At 62.3% G+C, this 17,044-nt stretch carries 20 protein-coding genes, 1 tRNA gene and 1 pseudogene; 16 read left to right on the forward strand and 6 right to left on the reverse strand.

Annotated elements, in window-relative coordinates:
- The first annotated feature begins 22 nt into the window (after positions 1–22).
- Genes trbB through AB4136_RS30580 form a run of 11 tightly spaced genes read left to right on the forward strand, consistent with a single transcriptional unit; the run spans position 23 to position 9,759 of the window.
- Complete coding sequence (gene trbB / locus AB4136_RS30530; protein ID WP_130270579.1) at positions 23–1,015, forward strand: P-type conjugative transfer ATPase TrbB; 993 nt, start codon at positions 23–25, stop codon at positions 1,013–1,015.
- 59 nt (positions 1,016–1,074) lie between these two features.
- Entirely contained in the window at positions 1,075–1,368 is a 294-nt protein-coding gene (locus AB4136_RS30535) for a TrbC/VirB2 family protein (protein WP_130270760.1), read from the forward strand.
- Complete coding sequence (locus tag AB4136_RS30540; RefSeq protein WP_130270577.1) at positions 1,368–1,640, forward strand: VirB3 family type IV secretion system protein; 273 nt, start codon at positions 1,368–1,370, stop codon at positions 1,638–1,640. The genes AB4136_RS30535 and AB4136_RS30540 overlap by 1 nt, the downstream gene beginning before the upstream one ends.
- 13 nt (positions 1,641–1,653) lie before the next feature.
- On the forward strand, positions 1,654–4,092 hold the full coding sequence (trbE, locus tag AB4136_RS30545) for a conjugal transfer protein TrbE (RefSeq protein WP_130270575.1): 2,439 nt from the start codon (positions 1,654–1,656) through the stop codon (positions 4,090–4,092).
- Positions 4,093–4,127: 35 nt separating this feature from the next.
- Positions 4,128–4,856 (forward strand): P-type conjugative transfer protein TrbJ, encoded by a 729-nt coding sequence (trbJ, locus tag AB4136_RS30550; protein ID WP_441932102.1) that lies wholly within the window; start codon positions 4,128–4,130, stop codon positions 4,854–4,856.
- A 10-nt stretch (positions 4,857–4,866) separates the two neighbouring features.
- Positions 4,867–5,172 carry a putative entry exclusion protein TrbK-alt gene (gene trbK-alt, locus AB4136_RS30555; RefSeq protein WP_130270571.1) on the forward strand — a complete coding sequence of 102 codons (306 nt, stop codon included), beginning with the start codon at positions 4,867–4,869 and terminating at the stop codon, positions 5,170–5,172.
- Positions 5,173–5,174: 2 nt separating this feature from the next.
- Positions 5,175–6,530: a P-type conjugative transfer protein TrbL gene (trbL, locus tag AB4136_RS30560; protein WP_130270569.1), complete on the forward strand. Its 1,356-nt coding sequence runs from the start codon at positions 5,175–5,177 to the stop codon at positions 6,528–6,530.
- 2 nt (positions 6,531–6,532) lie between these two features.
- The gene (gene trbF, locus AB4136_RS30565) at positions 6,533–7,216 is read left to right on the forward strand and encodes a conjugal transfer protein TrbF (RefSeq protein WP_130270567.1); all 684 of its coding nucleotides are present in this window, start codon (positions 6,533–6,535) and stop codon (positions 7,214–7,216) included.
- A complete protein-coding gene (trbG, locus tag AB4136_RS30570; RefSeq protein ID WP_130270565.1) occupies positions 7,213–8,268 on the forward strand; it encodes a P-type conjugative transfer protein TrbG in 1,056 nt (351 codons plus the stop codon). The genes trbF and trbG overlap by 4 nt, the downstream gene beginning before the upstream one ends.
- Positions 8,265–9,518 carry a TrbI/VirB10 family protein gene (locus tag AB4136_RS30575; RefSeq protein WP_130270563.1) on the forward strand — a complete coding sequence of 418 codons (1,254 nt, stop codon included), beginning with the start codon at positions 8,265–8,267 and terminating at the stop codon, positions 9,516–9,518. Before trbG ends, AB4136_RS30575 begins: the two co-directional genes overlap by 4 nt.
- 1 nt (position 9,519) lies before the next feature.
- On the forward strand, positions 9,520–9,759 hold the full coding sequence (locus tag AB4136_RS30580; protein WP_113372456.1) for a DUF2274 domain-containing protein: 240 nt from the start codon (positions 9,520–9,522) through the stop codon (positions 9,757–9,759).
- Here the strand turns inward: AB4136_RS30580 and AB4136_RS30585 are convergent.
- Positions 9,743–10,663 carry a LysR family transcriptional regulator gene (locus AB4136_RS30585; RefSeq protein WP_245457781.1) on the reverse strand — a complete coding sequence of 307 codons (921 nt, stop codon included), beginning with the start codon at positions 10,661–10,663 and terminating at the stop codon, positions 9,743–9,745. The genes AB4136_RS30580 and AB4136_RS30585 overlap by 17 nt on opposite strands.
- 369 nt (positions 10,664–11,032) lie before the next feature.
- Here AB4136_RS30585 and AB4136_RS30590 point away from each other — a divergent pair, with 369 nt between their 5' ends.
- Positions 11,033–11,263 carry a helix-turn-helix transcriptional regulator gene (locus AB4136_RS30590; RefSeq protein WP_130270756.1) on the forward strand — a complete coding sequence of 77 codons (231 nt, stop codon included), beginning with the start codon at positions 11,033–11,035 and terminating at the stop codon, positions 11,261–11,263.
- Between the two features lie 103 nt (positions 11,264–11,366).
- A pseudogene (locus tag AB4136_RS30595) lies at positions 11,367–11,531 on the forward strand (JAB domain-containing protein); the annotation flags it as partial.
- A gap of 8 nt (positions 11,532–11,539) precedes the next feature.
- On the opposite strand, the gene AB4136_RS30600 reads toward AB4136_RS30595, so the two are convergent.
- The gene (locus AB4136_RS30600; protein WP_024925330.1) at positions 11,540–12,031 is read right to left on the reverse strand and encodes a hypothetical protein; all 492 of its coding nucleotides are present in this window, start codon (positions 12,029–12,031) and stop codon (positions 11,540–11,542) included.
- 300 nt (positions 12,032–12,331) lie between these two features.
- On the reverse strand, positions 12,332–13,798 hold the full coding sequence (gene tig / locus AB4136_RS30605; RefSeq protein WP_137900619.1) for a trigger factor: 1,467 nt from the start codon (positions 13,796–13,798) through the stop codon (positions 12,332–12,334).
- Between the two features lie 336 nt (positions 13,799–14,134).
- On the opposite strand from tig, the gene AB4136_RS30610 reads away from it, so the two are divergent.
- A tRNA-Leu gene (locus tag AB4136_RS30610) sits at positions 14,135–14,219 on the forward strand.
- A gap of 160 nt (positions 14,220–14,379) precedes the next feature.
- Here the strand turns inward: AB4136_RS30610 and AB4136_RS30615 are convergent.
- Positions 14,380–14,958 (reverse strand): GDYXXLXY domain-containing protein, encoded by a 579-nt coding sequence (locus AB4136_RS30615; RefSeq protein ID WP_137900587.1) that lies wholly within the window; start codon positions 14,956–14,958, stop codon positions 14,380–14,382.
- Positions 14,955–16,070, reverse strand: a complete 1,116-nt coding sequence (locus AB4136_RS30620) for a DUF2157 domain-containing protein (RefSeq protein WP_441932096.1) — start codon at positions 16,068–16,070, stop codon at positions 14,955–14,957. The genes AB4136_RS30615 and AB4136_RS30620 overlap by 4 nt, the downstream gene beginning before the upstream one ends.
- 240 nt (positions 16,071–16,310) lie before the next feature.
- Between AB4136_RS30620 and AB4136_RS30625 the strand changes: the two genes are divergently transcribed.
- Together AB4136_RS30625 and AB4136_RS30630 are read left to right on the forward strand one after the other, a co-directional pair.
- Entirely contained in the window at positions 16,311–16,451 is a 141-nt protein-coding gene (locus AB4136_RS30625) for a DUF1127 domain-containing protein (protein ID WP_065998056.1), read from the forward strand.
- 50 nt (positions 16,452–16,501) lie between these two features.
- Entirely contained in the window at positions 16,502–16,642 is a 141-nt protein-coding gene (locus tag AB4136_RS30630; protein ID WP_065998060.1) for a DUF1127 domain-containing protein, read from the forward strand.
- A 169-nt stretch (positions 16,643–16,811) separates the two neighbouring features.
- Here the strand turns inward: AB4136_RS30630 and AB4136_RS30635 are convergent, their stop codons facing one another.
- Positions 16,812–16,976: a hypothetical protein gene (locus tag AB4136_RS30635; RefSeq protein WP_171020933.1), complete on the reverse strand. Its 165-nt coding sequence runs from the start codon at positions 16,974–16,976 to the stop codon at positions 16,812–16,814.
- Positions 16,977–17,044 lie beyond the last annotated feature (68 nt).

The following is a 17,044-nucleotide window of genomic DNA, read 5'->3' on the forward strand; positions in this document are numbered from 1 at the left end:
TCGCGGCAGAAATGGGGATCGGATGGCCGCTTCACATCACAATTCGGAAGGCCTCGCGCGCGGCGCACGGATGCTGCGCACGGCGCTTGGCCCGGCCATTGCCCGGTTTCTGGAAGACGCTTCCATCGTTGAGGTGATGCTGAACCCGGATGGGCGTATCTGGATCGATCGTCTCTCTGAAGGGCTATCCGATACGGGGGAGCGTCTTTCGCCCGCCGATGGCGAGCGCATCGTGCGCCTCGTCGCGCACCATGTCGGCGCAGAGGTCCATACCGGCGCGCCGCGTGTCTCGGCTGAGTTGCCCGAAACGGGGGAGCGGTTCGAAGGACTGTTGCCGCCCGTTGTCGCCGCCCCAGCCTTCGCTATCCGCAAGCCCGCAGTCGCTGTGTTCACCCTCGACGATTACATTGTTGCGGGCATCATGTCGGCAGCCCAAGCCGAGACCCTGCGCGAAGGCGTTGCCTCTCGCGCCAATATCCTCGTCGCTGGCGGCACCTCGACCGGCAAGACGACGCTGACCAACGCACTGCTGGCGGAGGTGGCGAAGACCTCTGATCGCGTGGTCATCATCGAGGATACGCGCGAGCTGCAATGCGCCGCGCCGAACCTCGTCGCCATGCGAACCAAAGATGGCGTCGCCTCGCTCTCCGATCTCGTCCGTTCCAGTTTGCGCTTGCGTCCCGACCGTATCCCGGTCGGCGAAGTGCGCGGTGCGGAGGCGCTGGACCTGTTGAAAGCCTGGGGCACTGGCCATCCCGGCGGCGTCGGCACGATCCACGCCGGATCAGCCATCGGCGCACTGCGACGGATGGAACAGCTCATTCAGGAAGCGGTCGTCACCGTCCCACGCGCGCTGATCGCCGAGACCATTGATCTCGTCGCCGTGCTGTCCGGCCGCGGCTCAGCGCGCCGCCTCACCGAACTCGCGCGTGTCGAGGGCCTCGGCCCAGCCGGCGACTACCGCATCGCGCCCGCCACAAGTCACCCCCAGCCAGAAGAAGGAGCCTCCCAATGAAGCCTGCTGTTCAGTCCTCCCATCCCGTGGGCCAGCGCCTTACGTGCAACCGCTTCACCATGGCCGTGTCGGTCGCTACGCTCTCTGTGATAATGGCCGCGCCCGCTCACGCCTCCGGCTCGTCCATGCCGTGGGAACAGCCGCTGCAACAAATCCTGCAATCGATCGAAGGCCCGGTCGCCAAGATCATCGCCGTCATCATCATTATCACCACGGGCCTGACGCTGGCCTTCGGCGACACGTCAGGCGGGTTCCGTCGTCTCATTCAGATCGTGTTCGGCCTGTCGATCGCTTTCGCGGCTTCGAGCTTCTTCCTGTCCTTCTTCTCGTTCGGCGGCGGAGCGCTGGTCTGATGATAACAGCTGGTGACGAGGTTCCAGGCTTCACCGTGCCGGTCCACCGTGCGCTCAGCGAGCCGATCCTGCTCGGCGGCGCGCCGCGCGCCATCGCGATTCTGAACGGCACGCTCGCCGGCGCGGTGGGCCTCGGCCTGCGCCTCTGGCTGGTCGGCATCCTCATCTGGGCAATCGGGCATTTCGCGGCGGTGTGGGCAGCCAAGCGCGACCCGCTCTTCATGGAGGTCGGTCGCCGCCATCTGCGCATCCCGGCGCACCTGACAGTTTGAGGAGAGCGCCACCATGATGAACCTCGCCGAATACCGCAACAAAAGCGCCCGCCTCGCTGACTTTCTGCCCTGGGTGGCGCTGGTTGGTCAGGGCATCGTGCTCAACAAGGACGGCAGCTTCCAGCGCACGGCGCGGTTTCGTGGGCCTGACCTCGATAGCGCCGTGCCCGCTGAACTGATCGCTGTGGCGGGCCGGTTGAACAACGCCTTTCGCCGTCTCGGCTCGGGCTGGGCGATCTTCGTCGAGGCGCAGCGCCATCCGTCGAACAGCTATCCCGACAGCCGCTTTCCAGATCCCGCATCGGCTCTGGTCGATGCCGAGCGCAAGGCCGATTTCGAGGAAGCAGGCAGCCACTTCGAGTCCAGCTATTTCCTGACCTTCACCTATCTGCCGCCAGCCGAGGACGCCGCACGCGCCGAGACATGGCTTTACGAGGGCCGCGAGAAAACCGGCATCGATCCGCACGAGGTGATGTCGGGCTTCGCCGACCGCACCGACCGGCTGCTGCGCCTGATCGAAGCCTTTATGCCGGAATGCCTCTGGCTCGATGACGGCGAGACCCTGACCTACCTGCATGGATGCGTCTCGACGCACCGGCATCGCGTCCGCGTGCCGGAGACGCCGATCTATCTCGACGCGCTACTCGCCGATCAGCCACTCATCGGCGGGCTGGAGCCGCGGCTGGGATCATCCCATCTGCGCGTCCTCACCATCACCGGCTTCCCGACAGCGACAACGCCCGGCCTGCTCGACGAGTTGAACCGGCTCGCCTTTCCCTATCGCTGGTCGACACGCGCCATCCTGCTCGACAAGACCGATGCGGTGAAACTGCTGACCAAAATCCGCCGCCAGTGGTTCGCCAAGCGCAAGTCGATTGCCGCGATCTTGAAGGAGGTGATGACCAACGAACAATCGGTGCTGGTGGATACCGACGCCTCGAACAAGGCGGCGGATGCCGATCTCGCGCTTCAGGAACTCGGCGCTGACTATGCCGGTATCGCCTATGTTACTGCCACCGTGACGGTGTGGGACGCCGACCCGCGCATTGTCGACGAGAAGCTGCGGCTGGTCGAGAAGGTCATCCAGGGCCGCGACTTTACCGCTATGGCGGAGACCATCAATGCCGTGGACGCCTGGCTCGGCTCCTTGCCCGGGCACGTCTACGCCAATGTGCGGCAGCCTCCGATCAGCACTTTGAACCTTGCCCACATGATCCCCCTTAGTGCCGTGTGGGCGGGGCCAGAACGGGACGAGCACTTTGCAGCGCCCCCATTGCTGTTCGGCAAGACCGAAGGCTCCACCCCGTTCCGGTTTTCCCTTCATGTCGGTGATGTTGGCCATACGCTGATTGTCGGGCCGACCGGCGCCGGTAAATCGGTCCTGTTGGCGTTGATGGCGCTGCAATTTCGGCGTTACCAGCGGTCACAAGTCATCGCCTTCGATTTCGGCGGCTCGATCCGTGCGGCGGCGCTCGCCATGCGCGGCGACTGGCACGATCTCGGCGGCGGCCTGACCGATGGATCGGATACCTCTGTCAGCCTTCAGCCGCTTGCCCGTGTCGATGATGCCGCCGAACGCGCCTGGGCTGCCGACTGGATAGCCGCGATCCTGTTGCGTGAAAGCGTCGCCATTACCCCGGAAGTGAAGGAGCATCTCTGGACGGCCCTGACATCGCTCAGCACCGCGCCGGTCGACGAACGCACCATCACCGGCCTGTGCGTCCTGCTCCAGTCCAACGACCTCAAGCAGGCGCTCCGCCCCTATTGCATCGGCGGTGCCTGGGGCCGATTGCTCGACGCCGAAGACGAGCACCTCGGAACCGCAACGGTTCAGGCCTTCGAGACCGAAGGTCTGATCGGCACGGACGCGGCACCCGCCGTGCTCGCCTATCTGTTTCACCGCATCGAGGATCGGCTCGACGGATCGCCGACGCTCATCATTGTCGATGAAGGCTGGCTTGCGCTCGACGACGAAGGTTTCGCCGGCCAGCTTCGCGAATGGCTGAAGACGCTCAGGAAGAAGAACGCCAGCGTGATCTTCGCCACGCAGTCGCTGTCAGACATCGACGGTAGTTCAATTGCACCGGCAATCATCGAAAGCTGCCAGACGCGGCTTCTGCTGCCCAACGAACGGGCGATCGAGCCGCAGATCACCGCGATCTATCGCCGCTTCGGCCTGAACGACCGCCAGATCGAGATCCTCGCCCGCGCCATGCCGAAGCGCGACTACTACTGCCAGTCGCGGCGCGGCAACCGGCTGTTCGAGCTGGGACTGTCCGACGTGGCGCTGGCGCTCTGCGCCGCATCGTCGAAAACCGATCAAGCCGCCATCGCCGCGATTGTCGCCGAGCATCGCGCGGACGGTTTCCTCGACGCCTGGCTGCGCCATCGCGGCGTCAATTGGGCTGCCGACCTCATCCCCAACCTCACCAACCTGGAGACATTGCCATGACACTTCGTGATTTCTCTGGCTACACCCGCGCGGTGATGATCGCCGCCGCTCTTGCCGTCCCGCTCTCGGCATCGCCACTGCTGACGACACCGGCGTCTGCGCAATGGATCGTCTACGATCCGACCAATTATGCGCAGAATCTGCTTTCCGCGACGCGCGCGCTCCAGCAGATCAACAACCAGATCACCTCGCTTCAGAATGAAGCGCAGATGCTGATCAACCAGGCGCGCAATCTGGTAAGCCTGCCGTACTCGTCGCTGCAACAGCTCCAGCAGTCGGTGAGCCGCACCCAGCAGCTCCTAAGCCAGGCCCAGAACATCGCTTACAATGTGCAAGCGATCGATCAGGCTTTCCAGACCCAATACGGCAATGTCTCCATGTCTGCCTCCGATGCGCAACTCGTCGCTGACGCCAAGACCCGTTGGCAGAACACGGTTGGCGGCCTTCAGGACGCCATGCGCGTGCAGGCCACCGTCGTCGGCAATATCGACACCAACCGCACCGAGATGTCATCCCTTGTTGGCGCCAGCCAGTCCGCCACTGGCGCTTTGCAAGCGACCCAGGCCGGGAACCAGCTCCTCGCCCTTCAGGCCCAGCAACTGAACGATCTCACGGCGGTCGTTGCCGCCAATGGGCGGGCACAGGCGTTGCAATCGGCCGAACAAGCAGCCGCGGCCGAACAAGGCCGCGAACAACGCCGCCGTTTCCTGACGCCGGGTTCCGGTTATCAGGCTGGCAGCGCCCAGATGTTCTACGGCAATTGAGGGTGAAGCCATGGACGGCAAGACCCTCGCACGTCTCGCGGCCGTGATTTTCGTGGCCGTCGCCATCATCGCGACCGCTATCGAGATGAACCGCCGCGATGTGTCTCAGGATGCGTCTGCGACCTTTCCACCCTCCACCCCAAGGCCGGATCCGCTCGATGCCGAGCTTGCCCGATGCAGCGGGATTGGCGAAGCCGGAAGCCGCGATCCGGCCTGCCTGAAGGCATGGGCGGAGAACCGCCGTCGCTTCCTCGGTCAACCTGCCTCGTCCGCTCCAGACCCGCAGCCATCGTCACCTGAGAACGGAGCGCGCTGAGCATGGGCAATACCGGCGTCATCGATCACTTTCTCGAAGTCTTCACCCGCTATATCGATGGCGGTTTCGGACTGCTTCGGCCCGAGGTGGCCTTCATCGCCACTACCTTGATCGTCATCGACGTCACGCTGGCGGCCATCTTCTGGTCTTGGGGCGCCGACGAGGACATCATTGCCCGTCTCGTCAAGAAGACGCTCTTCGTCGGCGTCTTCGCCTATATCATCGGCAACTGGAACAACCTTGCGCGTATCGTCTTCGAAAGCTTCGCCGGTCTTGGTCTGAAGGCATCCGGCACAGGTTTTACCGTGAGCGATCTTCTTCGCCCCGGCAAGGTGGCGCAGACCGGCCTCGATGCGGGTCGCCCCCTCCTCGATTCCATATCGAACCTGATGGGCTATTGGGCCTTCTTCGAGAATTTCATACAGATCGCCTGCATGTTGTTCGCCTGGGCGCTGGTGCTGCTCGCCTTCTTCGTGCTCGCCATCCAGCTCTTCGTAACGCTGATCGAGTTCAAGCTGACAACGCTCGCCGGTTTCGTACTGATCCCCTTCGGCCTCTTCGGCAAATCCGCCTTCATGGCCGAGCGCGTGCTCGGCAATGTCATTTCCTCCGGCATCAAGGTATTGGTGCTGGCCGTCATCATCGGCATCGGCTCAACGCTGTTTTCCGAGTTCACGGCCGGTTTCGGCGGCGCGACGCCGACCATCGACGAAGCCATGGCCGTTGTTCTTGCGGCGCTTTCGCTGCTCGGTCTTGGTATTTTCGGCCCAGGTATTGCCAGCGGCCTCGTGTCCGGCGGCCCACAGCTTGGCGCGGGCTCCGCCATCGGCACCGGTCTCGCGGCCGGCGGCATGGTTGCGGCAGGCGCGGCAACGGTTGGCGCCGTCGCCTCCGGCGGCGCCTCTCTTCTCAGCAGTGCCGCAGCGGCCGCGCGTGGTGGCGCAGCGCTGGCTGGTGGCGCATCGACCGCCTACAGCCTCGGTGCCGCCGGTGAGACAGGCGCATCCGCTGTTGCGTCCGGTCTTGGCAATGTCGCTTCCACGGGCGCGAAAGCCGCCGTTTCGCCCCTGAAGAAAGCAGCAAACCGCGCCTCCGATAGCCTGAAATCCAGCTACCAGTCCGGTGCCCGTGCCGCCTTCGAGGCTAGTGGCGGGTCATCGACGGCGGGCACCGTGGGCGGCGATGCCCCGGAAGCCGCGTCAGGCTCCTCCTCGACCTCCGAAAGCCCGCCCGCCTGGGCGAAACGCATGAAGCGCTCCCAGACCATGACGCACGGCGTTCAGGCTGCCGCGCACGCCGTCAAATCCGGCGACGCCCATGGCGGCGGCTCGTCCGTCAATCTCTCCGAAGGCAATTGACCATGTTCAAGCGACCCTCCACCCACTACGGCAAATCCCCCGAGCCCGAGACGCCCTATCAGCGTGCGGCCCAGGTCTGGGACGATCGCATCGGCTCTGCCCGCGTTCAGGCAAAGAACTGGCGGTTGATGGCCTTTGGCTCGCTCGCCTTGTCGGCGGGAGTGTCAGGCGCTCTGGTCTGGCAGTCGATGAATGGTTCGGTCGTTCCCTGGGTGGTGCAGGTCGACAAACTCGGACAGGCGCAAGCCATTGCACCTGCGACCGCCGACTATCAGCCGAACGACGCCCAGATTGCCTTCTACCTTGCCCGTTTCATCGAACAGGTCAGGAGCATTCCCGCCGACCCGATCATCGTCCGGCAGAATTGGCTGCGCGCCTATGATTTTACGACGCAAGGGGGTGCGCTGGCGCTCAACGACTATGCCCGCGCCAATGATCCCTTCGCCAAGGTCGGCAAGCAGCAGATTGCCGTCGAGGTTTCCAGCGTGATCCGCGCCTCGCCTTCGAGTTTCCGCGTCGCCTGGATCGAACGCCGCTATCAGGATGGGGCATTGGCCGCGACCGAGCGCTGGTCGGCCATCCTGACCGTGGCCGTTCAGCCGCCGCGTGACGCCGACACGCTCAGGAAAAATCCCCTCGGGATCTACATCAACGCCATAAACTGGTCGAAGGAGCTTGGATCATGATCCGGCCGTCTCATCTGACCGCCGGGCATCCGGCGGCGCGAAACCACGCATTTCCGCCTTTCCGTAAATCCGGCTTGCCGCTTCTGTTGCTTTACGCCTCGGCGCTTGCCGGGTGCGCAACACCGCAAAAGCCCCCGGAAATCTCCTATGACGATGCCGCACCCGCCGTGCTGGCGGCCGATCCGCCGAAGCCCGTTCAAGTGGTCGAATTGCCAAAAGTCCTGCCGCTGCCGGGCCAGTTGAAGCCGGTCGGCAAGGATGGCAAACCGGCGCCGGAACTCGCAGACCCCGCCGCACGGGTGAGCGAAGCCAACGCCGCTGCGCGCATGCAGCCGGTCAGGAATGGCTTCATCAACTCGATGCAGGTCTATCCCTTCGTCGATGGCGCGCTTTATCAGGTCTATACCTCGCCGGGACAGATTACCGATATCGGCCTGCAACCCGGCGAACAGCTTGTTGGCTCCGGCCCGGTCGCCGCTGGTGACACAGTGCGTTGGATCATCGGCGATACCGAAAGCGGCTCAGGCGCAACCAAACAGGTCCATATCCTCGTCAAGCCGACACGACCCGATCTGACGACGAACCTGGTCATCAACACCGACCGGCGCACCTATCACATGGAGCTTCGTTCGACCGAAAAGACCTACATGGCCTCGGTTTCCTGGCAGTATCCGCAGGACCAGCTTATCGCGCTCCGCCGACAGAACAGCCAGGCCGAGGCTCAGCAGCCGGTCTCCAGCAGTGTCGATCTCTCTCGTGTCAATTTCCGCTACAACGTGACCGGAGACCGTGCGCCTTGGCGGCCCCTGCGTGCCTTTGATGACGGGCGGCAGGTATTCATCGAGTTTCCGCGCGGCATCGGTCAGGGCGAAATGCCGCCGCTGTTCGTCGTTGGCCCAGAGGGCGACACTTCTGAACTCGTAAACTATCGCGTGCGCGGCAATTACATGATCGTTGACCGGCTGTTTGCCGCCGCCGAATTGCGCTTCGGCGCAGGCAAGGACCATAAACGTGTCCGCATCTCCCGGACCGACGGGAGGCCTGCGTCGTGAGCACCGAATTCGATCCCGAAAAGGAAGACGGCCAGAAGCCTGACGCGGCTGAGGATGATGCCCGGCCTCTGACCGGCGAGCCGGTTTCGTCCATGCGTCTTCGCCCCGATCCGCCGCGTGTCACGCGGCTGTCACGCAAGGTCCTGGCCGGTCTGGGGCTCGCCGCTGGCCTCGGCGTCGGCGGTGCCCTCATCTATGCCCTTCAGACCAGGAATGGCGGCAATCAAGGGCAGGAACTCTATTCGACCGACAATCGCACCACACCCGATGGCCTTGCGGGCCTGCCCAAGGATTATAGCGGCGTGCCGAAGCTCGGCCCTCCGTTACCCGGCGATCTCGGGCGGCCGATCCTGAACGCGCAAAACGGCGGCCAGACGACCCCGACACCCGGTATTGTCGCCTCTGCGCCGTCCGGCCCAACTCCGGAAGAGCAGCGCCGCGCGCAGGAATTGGAAGCGGCTCGCACCGCCCGGCTCTTTGCCCCGACCGAGACGCGGCCCTCCAACACGAATACGGCAAACCCGGCCCCGGCCGCAGCAGCGACGATACCGCAAACGCCCGACCTGGCCAGCCTGGGTCTGGCTCCTCAACCTTCAACGCCGTCAGCGCAGGATCGCCAACTCGCCTTCCTCAACCAGACGCCCGACAAACGCACAGTTTCGACCGATCGCGTCGCGGCCCCAGCATCGCCGAATATCCTTCAGGCGGGTGCGTTGATTTCTGCCGCGCTGATCACCGGCATCCGATCCGATCTGCCCGGCCAGATCACCGCCCAGGTAACGGAGAATGTCTATGACAGCCCGACCGGCAAGATCCTGCTCATCCCACAGGGCACCCGCGTGATTGGCCAATACGACAATGGCGTCGGTTTCGGTCAGCGTCGGGTGCTCCTGGTCTGGAACCGGCTGATCTTCCCGAATGGCCGCTCGATCGTGCTGGAGCGCCAGCCGGGCGCCGATGCCGAAGGCTATGCCGGGCTTGAGGATGGTGTCGATTACCATTGGGGTGAGTTGTTCAAGGCTGCGGCTCTTTCGACTTTGCTCAGCGTTGGTGCGCAGGCCGGTTCGTCCGGGAACGACAGCGACATTGTTCAGGCCCTGCGTCAAGGCGCGTCGCAGAGCATCAACCAGACCGGCCAACAGGTCGTCAGCCGCCAACTCAACATCGCGCCAACGCTGACCATACGGCCGGGCTTCCCGGTCCGTGTAATCGTCACCCGCGATCTTGTCCTCGAACCGTATGGAGGTTGACATGACGAAGTTGAAACTCTCGGTGATCGTCGACGACAAGCCGGTCAAGGTCTCACTGGAACTACCTGCCGGCTTGCACCGCGATCTCGTCGCCTATGCCGACATCCTCGCTCGTGAAGCGGGCCAGTCGCCCGCCGATCCCGTCCGCCTGATCGTGCCTATGCTGGAGCGTTTCATTGCCACGGACCGAGGCTTTGCCAAGGCGAAGAAATCCGTATCCCAGACTACGCCGTCGATGTGACAAGCGAAACGTTTTGGGCCTCCAAAGAAGATGCGATGTCCAGAAACCGCAGGAAGGCTGGATTGTCGTTCTGCGCCGACCAGACCATGCTGTAAGGCAAGGTCTCTTTGCCAATGGGGCGAAATACGACACCCGGTACCTGCGTCGCGGTAACGCCCTCGCTTGCCAATGTCAGGCCCTGGCCGAGCGCCACGAGCGAAAGAAGGTTATGCCGCCCGACACTATGCGGCAGGATTTCAGGCTGGCGCCCCAAACCGGCAAGCCTTTGGACCAGATAATTGTAAATCTCCTGTCCTGGGGCAGCGTCACTGACGATGAAGCGTTCGCCGATGACATCGGCCCAATCCAACTGCTCGGCTTCAGCGAGGACATGCTGTTCCGGCATGGCCACAAAGACCTGCTCGGACCAGAGGTGGCGGCATTCGCAGCCTTCCCATTCGAGGGTTCCCGTCAGAAACGCCACGTCAAGCTGACGCTGGCGGATCGCGGCGACATGCTCTGGCTGGTCGCCATCGGCGAACGACATCTGAATCGTCGCGTATCTCTCGGAAAACTTCTGAATGAGGTCGGCCAGAAAGCTGGAGCCCAATGACGACAGGATGCCGATCCGCAACTCTCCATCGCCGACCCGCCCAATCGCGGCGACTTCCGTTCGAGCAAGACCGATTTCGGACAGCGCCTTGCGGCCCCGGTCCACGAACTGCTTACCTGCGAGGGTTAGTGTGACCCCAGAGTGAGAACGGACGAACAAAGCCGTTCCAAGACGAATTTCCAGATCGCGTACCCGCCGGCTGATCGCCGATTCCTGAACCCCGAGCGCCGCTGCCGCCCGACGGAAACTGCCGTGTTCGGAAGCGGCGACAACGTAATTGATGTGACGAAGTTCGATACTCGATCCGGGCACGCGCACTCCTTCAGATCAATTTCGCCTTGCAGATAGTGGGCGGTATTTTCAACCTCCCATAGATTTGCGGCGAGTATTCGACCAAAGCTTGGCACAATCATTTACCTTTTTCCGGAGCAACTCTCACCGTTTCACACGCTACGCTACCCGCCGCTTTTTATCCTCCACTATCCGCTTCTTCTACGCCAAAAGAATGGGGCTTCCCTTACCCCGTGCTCGTATTGCAACCATCTCCGTGCAGAAGCGTGAGCCGCAGGAAGCCGAGAAGACCGACGATGCCACTGAGTGACGACCTCCTTCGATTTCATGCCCAACGACCAACCCTTAGCCGACGACCCGGCCCAAAGCGCCGTTAATGCAGGAGGCATTATGTCAGATACAAAATTCCTCACTCCAGACGAAGTTACCGAACGCTACAGAGGAGGCGTCTCCGCAGGAACGCTGCGGAACTGGCGTGTAATGAAAATTGGGCCGTCGTTCGTGAAGATCGGCAAGGCCGTTCTCTATCCGCTCGAGGAACTTGAAGCGTGGGATAAAGGGAATAGAGTGCAGTGCCGTAATGCAAAGCGACTCAACGAACACCCTGATGATCGAGCATGACGATCACGGTCGAGCATTGTGGACATATCCCACTCACCGGCACCAGTCATCGAGAAATTCGCAAGAAACAAAGCAATTACATAATACTATGAAATTCTCTAGGCTGGTGCACAACCATCCCTCCGGCGATCCGACCCCGTCCCGCGCCGACATCGAAATGACCAAGGAGATCGTCGAGACCGGCAAGCGCTTGGGCATCACGGTCCACGACCACATCATCATCGGCAAGAAGGGCCATGCATCGATGAAGGGGCTGATGCTGATCTAGCCGCGTGCTCAGGGCGTGGCGATCTTGCACTCCGCCGCGAGCCGATCGATCGCCTCGGCGGCTCCAGCCAGGAAGAAATCAGCGTCGACACGCCCGGTGATGAGACCGAACCGCCAGGACAACCGCAACCGTTTTGCCGAGGCAAGCCGCGAGACCGCGTCCGCGCCGTCGTGCATCAAGGTCATGCTGTTGCTGGCAACCAACCAGTTTTCTCGAACGCTGCTGCCGTGGTCGACCGTGACCGCAACGGTGATCGTATCGCTGGCCGCCACGCCATCGCTGAGTTGCAGCCATTCGCTCCAATGCGGATCACCCACCGGTCGGCAGGCGATGGTCAGCACTGGACTATAGCCAAGCGCGCCATTGCCGGTGACCAGCATGCTGTCAGCGTAGATCGAAGCGGTAATGACGCCGTCGGCCGCGGAGCCGAAGCGCCAGCGGTCGGCCGCGTCGCTGGCGAGGGCAGCCGAGCAGCCGAGCGCAAGCAGCACCACGCCCATCAATGGACGAAGCACGACGATCGACCTTGCCAACTTGCCCTCCGCGAAACCACTGCGCGTTAATGCGGCCGCAAGCTACGCTGCGGCAGCTTACCAACTCATTAGTGCCCGATTTAGTATCAGCGGCGACCGATCGCCAGTAGTCCGCACAAGCAGACCGGCCAAGGCCGATCCAATTTCGCGCACGCGGGCTAGTAGATTTGAACGCCAGGAGCCGACCAAACAGCATTCAACCGACAAGGCTTCGGCACAAAGAAAAAGGCCGCCTCGCGGCGGCCCTCTTTCATTTGCCGGAAACGCTTATTCGGCGTCCTTGGCGGCTTTCTTCTTCGGCGCGGCCTTCTTCTTCGGCTCTTCGGCACCGGCCTCGTCAGCCTTTTCGGCCTTCTTGGCGGCAGCCTTCTTCGCCGGCTTGGCCTTGGTCTCGGCTTCCTCGTCGTCGGCCATCAGTTCTTCCTTGCTCACCTTGTTGTCGGTGACGGAAATCAGGCCGAGCAGATGATCGACGACCTTCTCCTCGAACATCGGCGCGCGCAGCGTGTTGAGCGCTTCCGGATTGGAACGGTAGAACTCGTAGACTTCCTGCTGCTGGTTGCCCGGGAAGCGGCGAACCTGCTCGAACAGACCGCGCTGCAGTTCATCGTCCGAAACCGTCACGCCAGCCTTCTCGCCGATCTCGGCAAGCACAAGGCCCAGACGCACGCGACGCTCGGCAAGGCGGGTGTATTCGGCGCGGGCCTCTTCCTCGGTCGTCTCTTCGTCGGCGAAGGTGCGGCCGGCAGCCTGCAGGTCGCGGTTGACCTGGTTCCAGATGTTGTTGAACTCGGCGTCGACCAGCTTGGACGGCGCTTCGAACGAGTAGGATGCGTCGAGCTGGTCGAGCAGCTGGCGCTTGACCTTCTGGCGCGTCATCGAGCCGAACTGGCTTTCGATCTGGCCCTTGACGATCTCACGCAGGCGCTCGAGCGATTCCAGACCGAGGTTCTTGGCGGTCTCGTCGTTGAGCTCGAGCTTGCCCGGCGCTGCAACTTCCTTGACGGTGACATCGAAGGTCGCTTCCTTGCCGGCCAGATGCGGGGCCTGGTAGTTTTCCGGAAAAGTCACGGTGACCAGCTTCTCGTCGCCAGCCTTGGCGCCGACGAGCTGATCCTCGAAGCCCGGGATGAATTCCTTCGAGCCCAGAACCAGCGGCTGGTCGGTGCCGGCGCCGCCAGAGAAGGCCTCGCCGTCGATCTTGCCGAGATAGTCGATGGTGACGCGGTCGCCTTCAGCGGCCTTGCCCGACTTGGTCTCGTAGGAACGCGACGATTCGGCCACGCGCTGGACCTGCTCGTCGATTTCCGTTTCCGGCACGTCATAGACCGGACGGGTCACCTTGATGTCGGAGAAGTCCTTGATCTCGATCGCCGGGATGACTTCGTAGTTCAGGCGGAATTCGAAATCGCTGCCGCCGGCCAGGATCTTTTCGGCTTCCTTCTCGTCCTCGGTCATGATGACCTCGGGCTGCATGGCAGCCTTTTCACCGCGACCGGTGATGATCGTGCGGGATTCGTTCAGAATCTCGTTGACCACTTCGGCCATGAACGACTTGCCGTAGACCTTGCGCAGGTGCTGTACCGGCACCTTGCCGGGACGGAAGCCGTTGATGCGGACTTTGTCCTTGGCGTCCGACAGGCGGGCCAACAGCTTGGCCTCCATGTCGCCGGCCGGCACGACGACCTTGATCTCGCGCTTGAGACCGGAATTGAGCGTTTCGGTGACCTGCATCATCAAACCTTTATCTTCACCAATGGGGCTGGCAAACGGTCCCGCCGTTCGCAGCCTGCCGGAATAGTCTTGCCGGGAGTGGCTTTTGGCGCGGAAGCTGGAGTCCTGACCGCTTCGGCGGCTCAATTCTCCCAACGACGCTCCAAAATGTGAGTAAGTCTTTGTTTTTCCGACTTCATATCACATTTAGAAGAAGCGGATCGTCGCATCCCGTCACATTCGACACGCCTTTTGTCACAGGCGAGGCCGATTTTCAACCATCTTCACGCCCAGTGAATGGCTGTCCTTGACTGGTGACATTGACAGAATGATGGCTACGTGGGATTGCCGGGCCATGCGGATGTGGCGGAACTGGTAGACGCCCCGGATTTAGGTTCCGGTGCCGAAAGGCGTGGAGGTTCGAGTCCTCTCATCCGTACCAGTCTGCAGATGGCGCCATAACGCCATCCATCCTCGCAGCCATTCTTCCCTGTCGACCTACTGCATCGGCCGGAAAATCGGAATCGATTTTCGGTAGGCACGATGCAGCAGAGTCAAAGTATTAGAGCGTCCTTTGCGCGTCCTAATGGACGCACGGCGCTCTAATAGAGCGGCTCTTCAAACAGCGTCTCGTTGCCGTCCATCAGCGCCTTGATCTGGGCCGTGCCGTCCTTGGCCAACACCACGCGCACGCCGAAGGGCCGAACGCGCATGTCTTTCTCGATCGCCCGCCCCTCGCCTTCCGGCAGATAGAAGCGGTCGATGCCGTAATCCGGCGACAAGGTTGCGTCCGGCTCTAGTGACGAGCCGCCGACGAGCCGGGCCGCAATATCGGCCTCGTCCGTTGCCGGCGGGGTCGTCGGCTTACCAAGGAAAGCGGCAACCGCGCGCCAGTAGCCGTCCTGGTCCTTGTGCAGCCTGACGAGGATACGCTCGTCGGCCGTTGCCGTGCGGTCGGTCGGGATGTCGGCGACCAGCTTCACCGGTATGCGCGAAATCTCGTAGCCAAGGCTGACATAGTCGCCGCGCAGCAGGTCGCGCGGATCGATCGGCTCGACCTTCAGCAGCACTTCCGTGCCATTGCGCAGGATCGCGGCGCGCCCGGCGATGATCCAGCTCAGGAAGCCGATCTGCACCAGCGCCAGCACCACGGCGGAAATGAGCAGCTTCTTGCCTGTCATGACACCGCTCCCTGGCCGGTTGGGCCTTTCATGCGTTTCTCAATGCGGATGATGGCAAAGGCGAGGATGCCCAGGATGACCGCGGCGGCCAGGAAGAAGCCGGCCGTGCCCAGCATCGTCTCCATCATCACCACATAGATGACAATGAGCTCGAACGCGAAGCCGACATAGGCGATCCAGCGGAGCCCGCGGCTCTCGCGACCGGCCAGCACGATGGCAGCGGCGATGCCCGCCAATGTGATCGCGGCAACCGGAGCGAACCCACCCGAGCCCTCGATCTGGAACTGCAGGATGAACATGCCGACGAGAAAACCGACAAAGGCATGCAGCGGTAGGCGCCCCCCCAGTTGCGCGATCCGGTCGACCGGCTCCGCGGCGAAGACGGCGACGCCGAACACAGCCGCCGAAACAGCAGCCAATTCGGCTGACATGAAGGCACGATCGCCATCCAGTGTCAGGAATGCTGCATAGCCAATGAGCGAAATAAGCACGAGATGGCGGGACGGCCGGCTCCGGGTCCAGTAGGACACGGCAAACAGCACGACCAGCATGACCAGGTAGGCATGAGGAAAGTCAAAGCCGCGCCAGATGCTGAAGGAACCCAGCAGCTTCATCGTCACCCAGCCGCCAGAGATAAGCACGCCCATGATGGTGAGCGGATTGGAGCGAAGCGCCACCGCCGCCAGCGTGGTTCCCGCCCACCAGGTGAGTATCGCGCCGGATTCGTCACCGGAGAAATGGTACATCTGGCCGATCAGCGCGATCGATCCGCCGAAGGCCGCCGCCGCCACCACCCACGCCGCTTCCGCGAAAGCCGGATGGTCGCGCAGTTTAAGYCATGCGCCGCCGACATAACCGGCCGCGATCACCACAAACAGCGATAGGACGCGAGCGATGCGTGGAATCGCTTCCCAGTTGGCGGCGACGAAGATCATGATCGCGGCCGCCAGCAGCACGGCGGCCAGCATGGCCAGAATGGAGCCGAAGCTCAGCGACCGCCGTGCATTCGCCTCGATGTCGCTGGTCAATTTTTCGGCGGTTCCGGCGTCGATGAGGCCGCTTTCCACCCAGCGCGCGATGTCTTGCCTGACTCTGCCTACATAGCCTGCCAAAGGCGTCACTCCACTATTTTAGTCGGATTACCAGCCGACCGGAGCAAATCTTTGACGTCGCGTCATTTTCCGATTCTGGCTTCTTTGTGACATCGGTGTGAAACGGCTGCCATGTTGCATTGCACAAAACGCATTGCTGCCATGCGCCATTCGCACTTTTAAATCGATATGGGTCCACCTATCTTAGCGTCGTACAGAAAAGATGAACGAACGAAACAAAGACGTAAACGAGCAAGTATCATGAACCTGATCCGCAACTACCGCAACTGGCGCCGCTACCGGGAAACCGTTTCCGAGCTGAGCCGCCTGAGCAATCGGGAGTTGTCTGACCTCGGCATCAGCCGCAGCGACATTCCCTACGTGGCCCGCAAGTCGGCCTAAGGCTTTACGGGTCGCCTACGACCCGAACGACGAACTGAAGAGACACGAAAATGAACCTGATCCGCAACTACCGTAACTGGCGCGCTTATCGCGACACGGTCGAGCAGCTCGGTCGCCTGTCGAACCGCCAGCTGGAAGATATCGGCCTGTTCCGTATGGACATCAAGAAGGTCGCTCGCAAGGCGAGCTAAGCAATTTCGGCAGGGCCTACCTCCTCCCAGGCCCTGACGGATACGGTCAATCTTTACCTCCTCCCAAGGATTGACCACCAAAACGGCGCCCGCCGCATCCTCCTCCCAGCGGCGGGCGTTGTTTCCCAAAGAGAGTTTCGCCCTCTCCAGATTGGCGAAAGGAATTTCGTCAAAGCCGACCTCCTCCCCGGCGATGACGAATATGGTCGACCTCCTCCTCCTCCTCCCTGAGGTCGACCGCCGAAACGGTGCCCGCCGCATCCTCCTCCCAGCGGCGGGCATTGTTCCGAAAGAGAGTTTTGCCCTCTCCGATTGGCAAAAGGAATTTCGTCAAAGCCGACCTCCTCCCCGGCGATGACGAATAAGACCGGACCTCTCCTCCTCCCTGAGGCCGGTCACCAA

It is taken from the genome of Mesorhizobium sp. 2RAF21 (assembly GCF_052115345.1).
GTDB lineage: Bacteria > Pseudomonadota > Alphaproteobacteria > Rhizobiales > Rhizobiaceae > Mesorhizobium > Mesorhizobium terrae.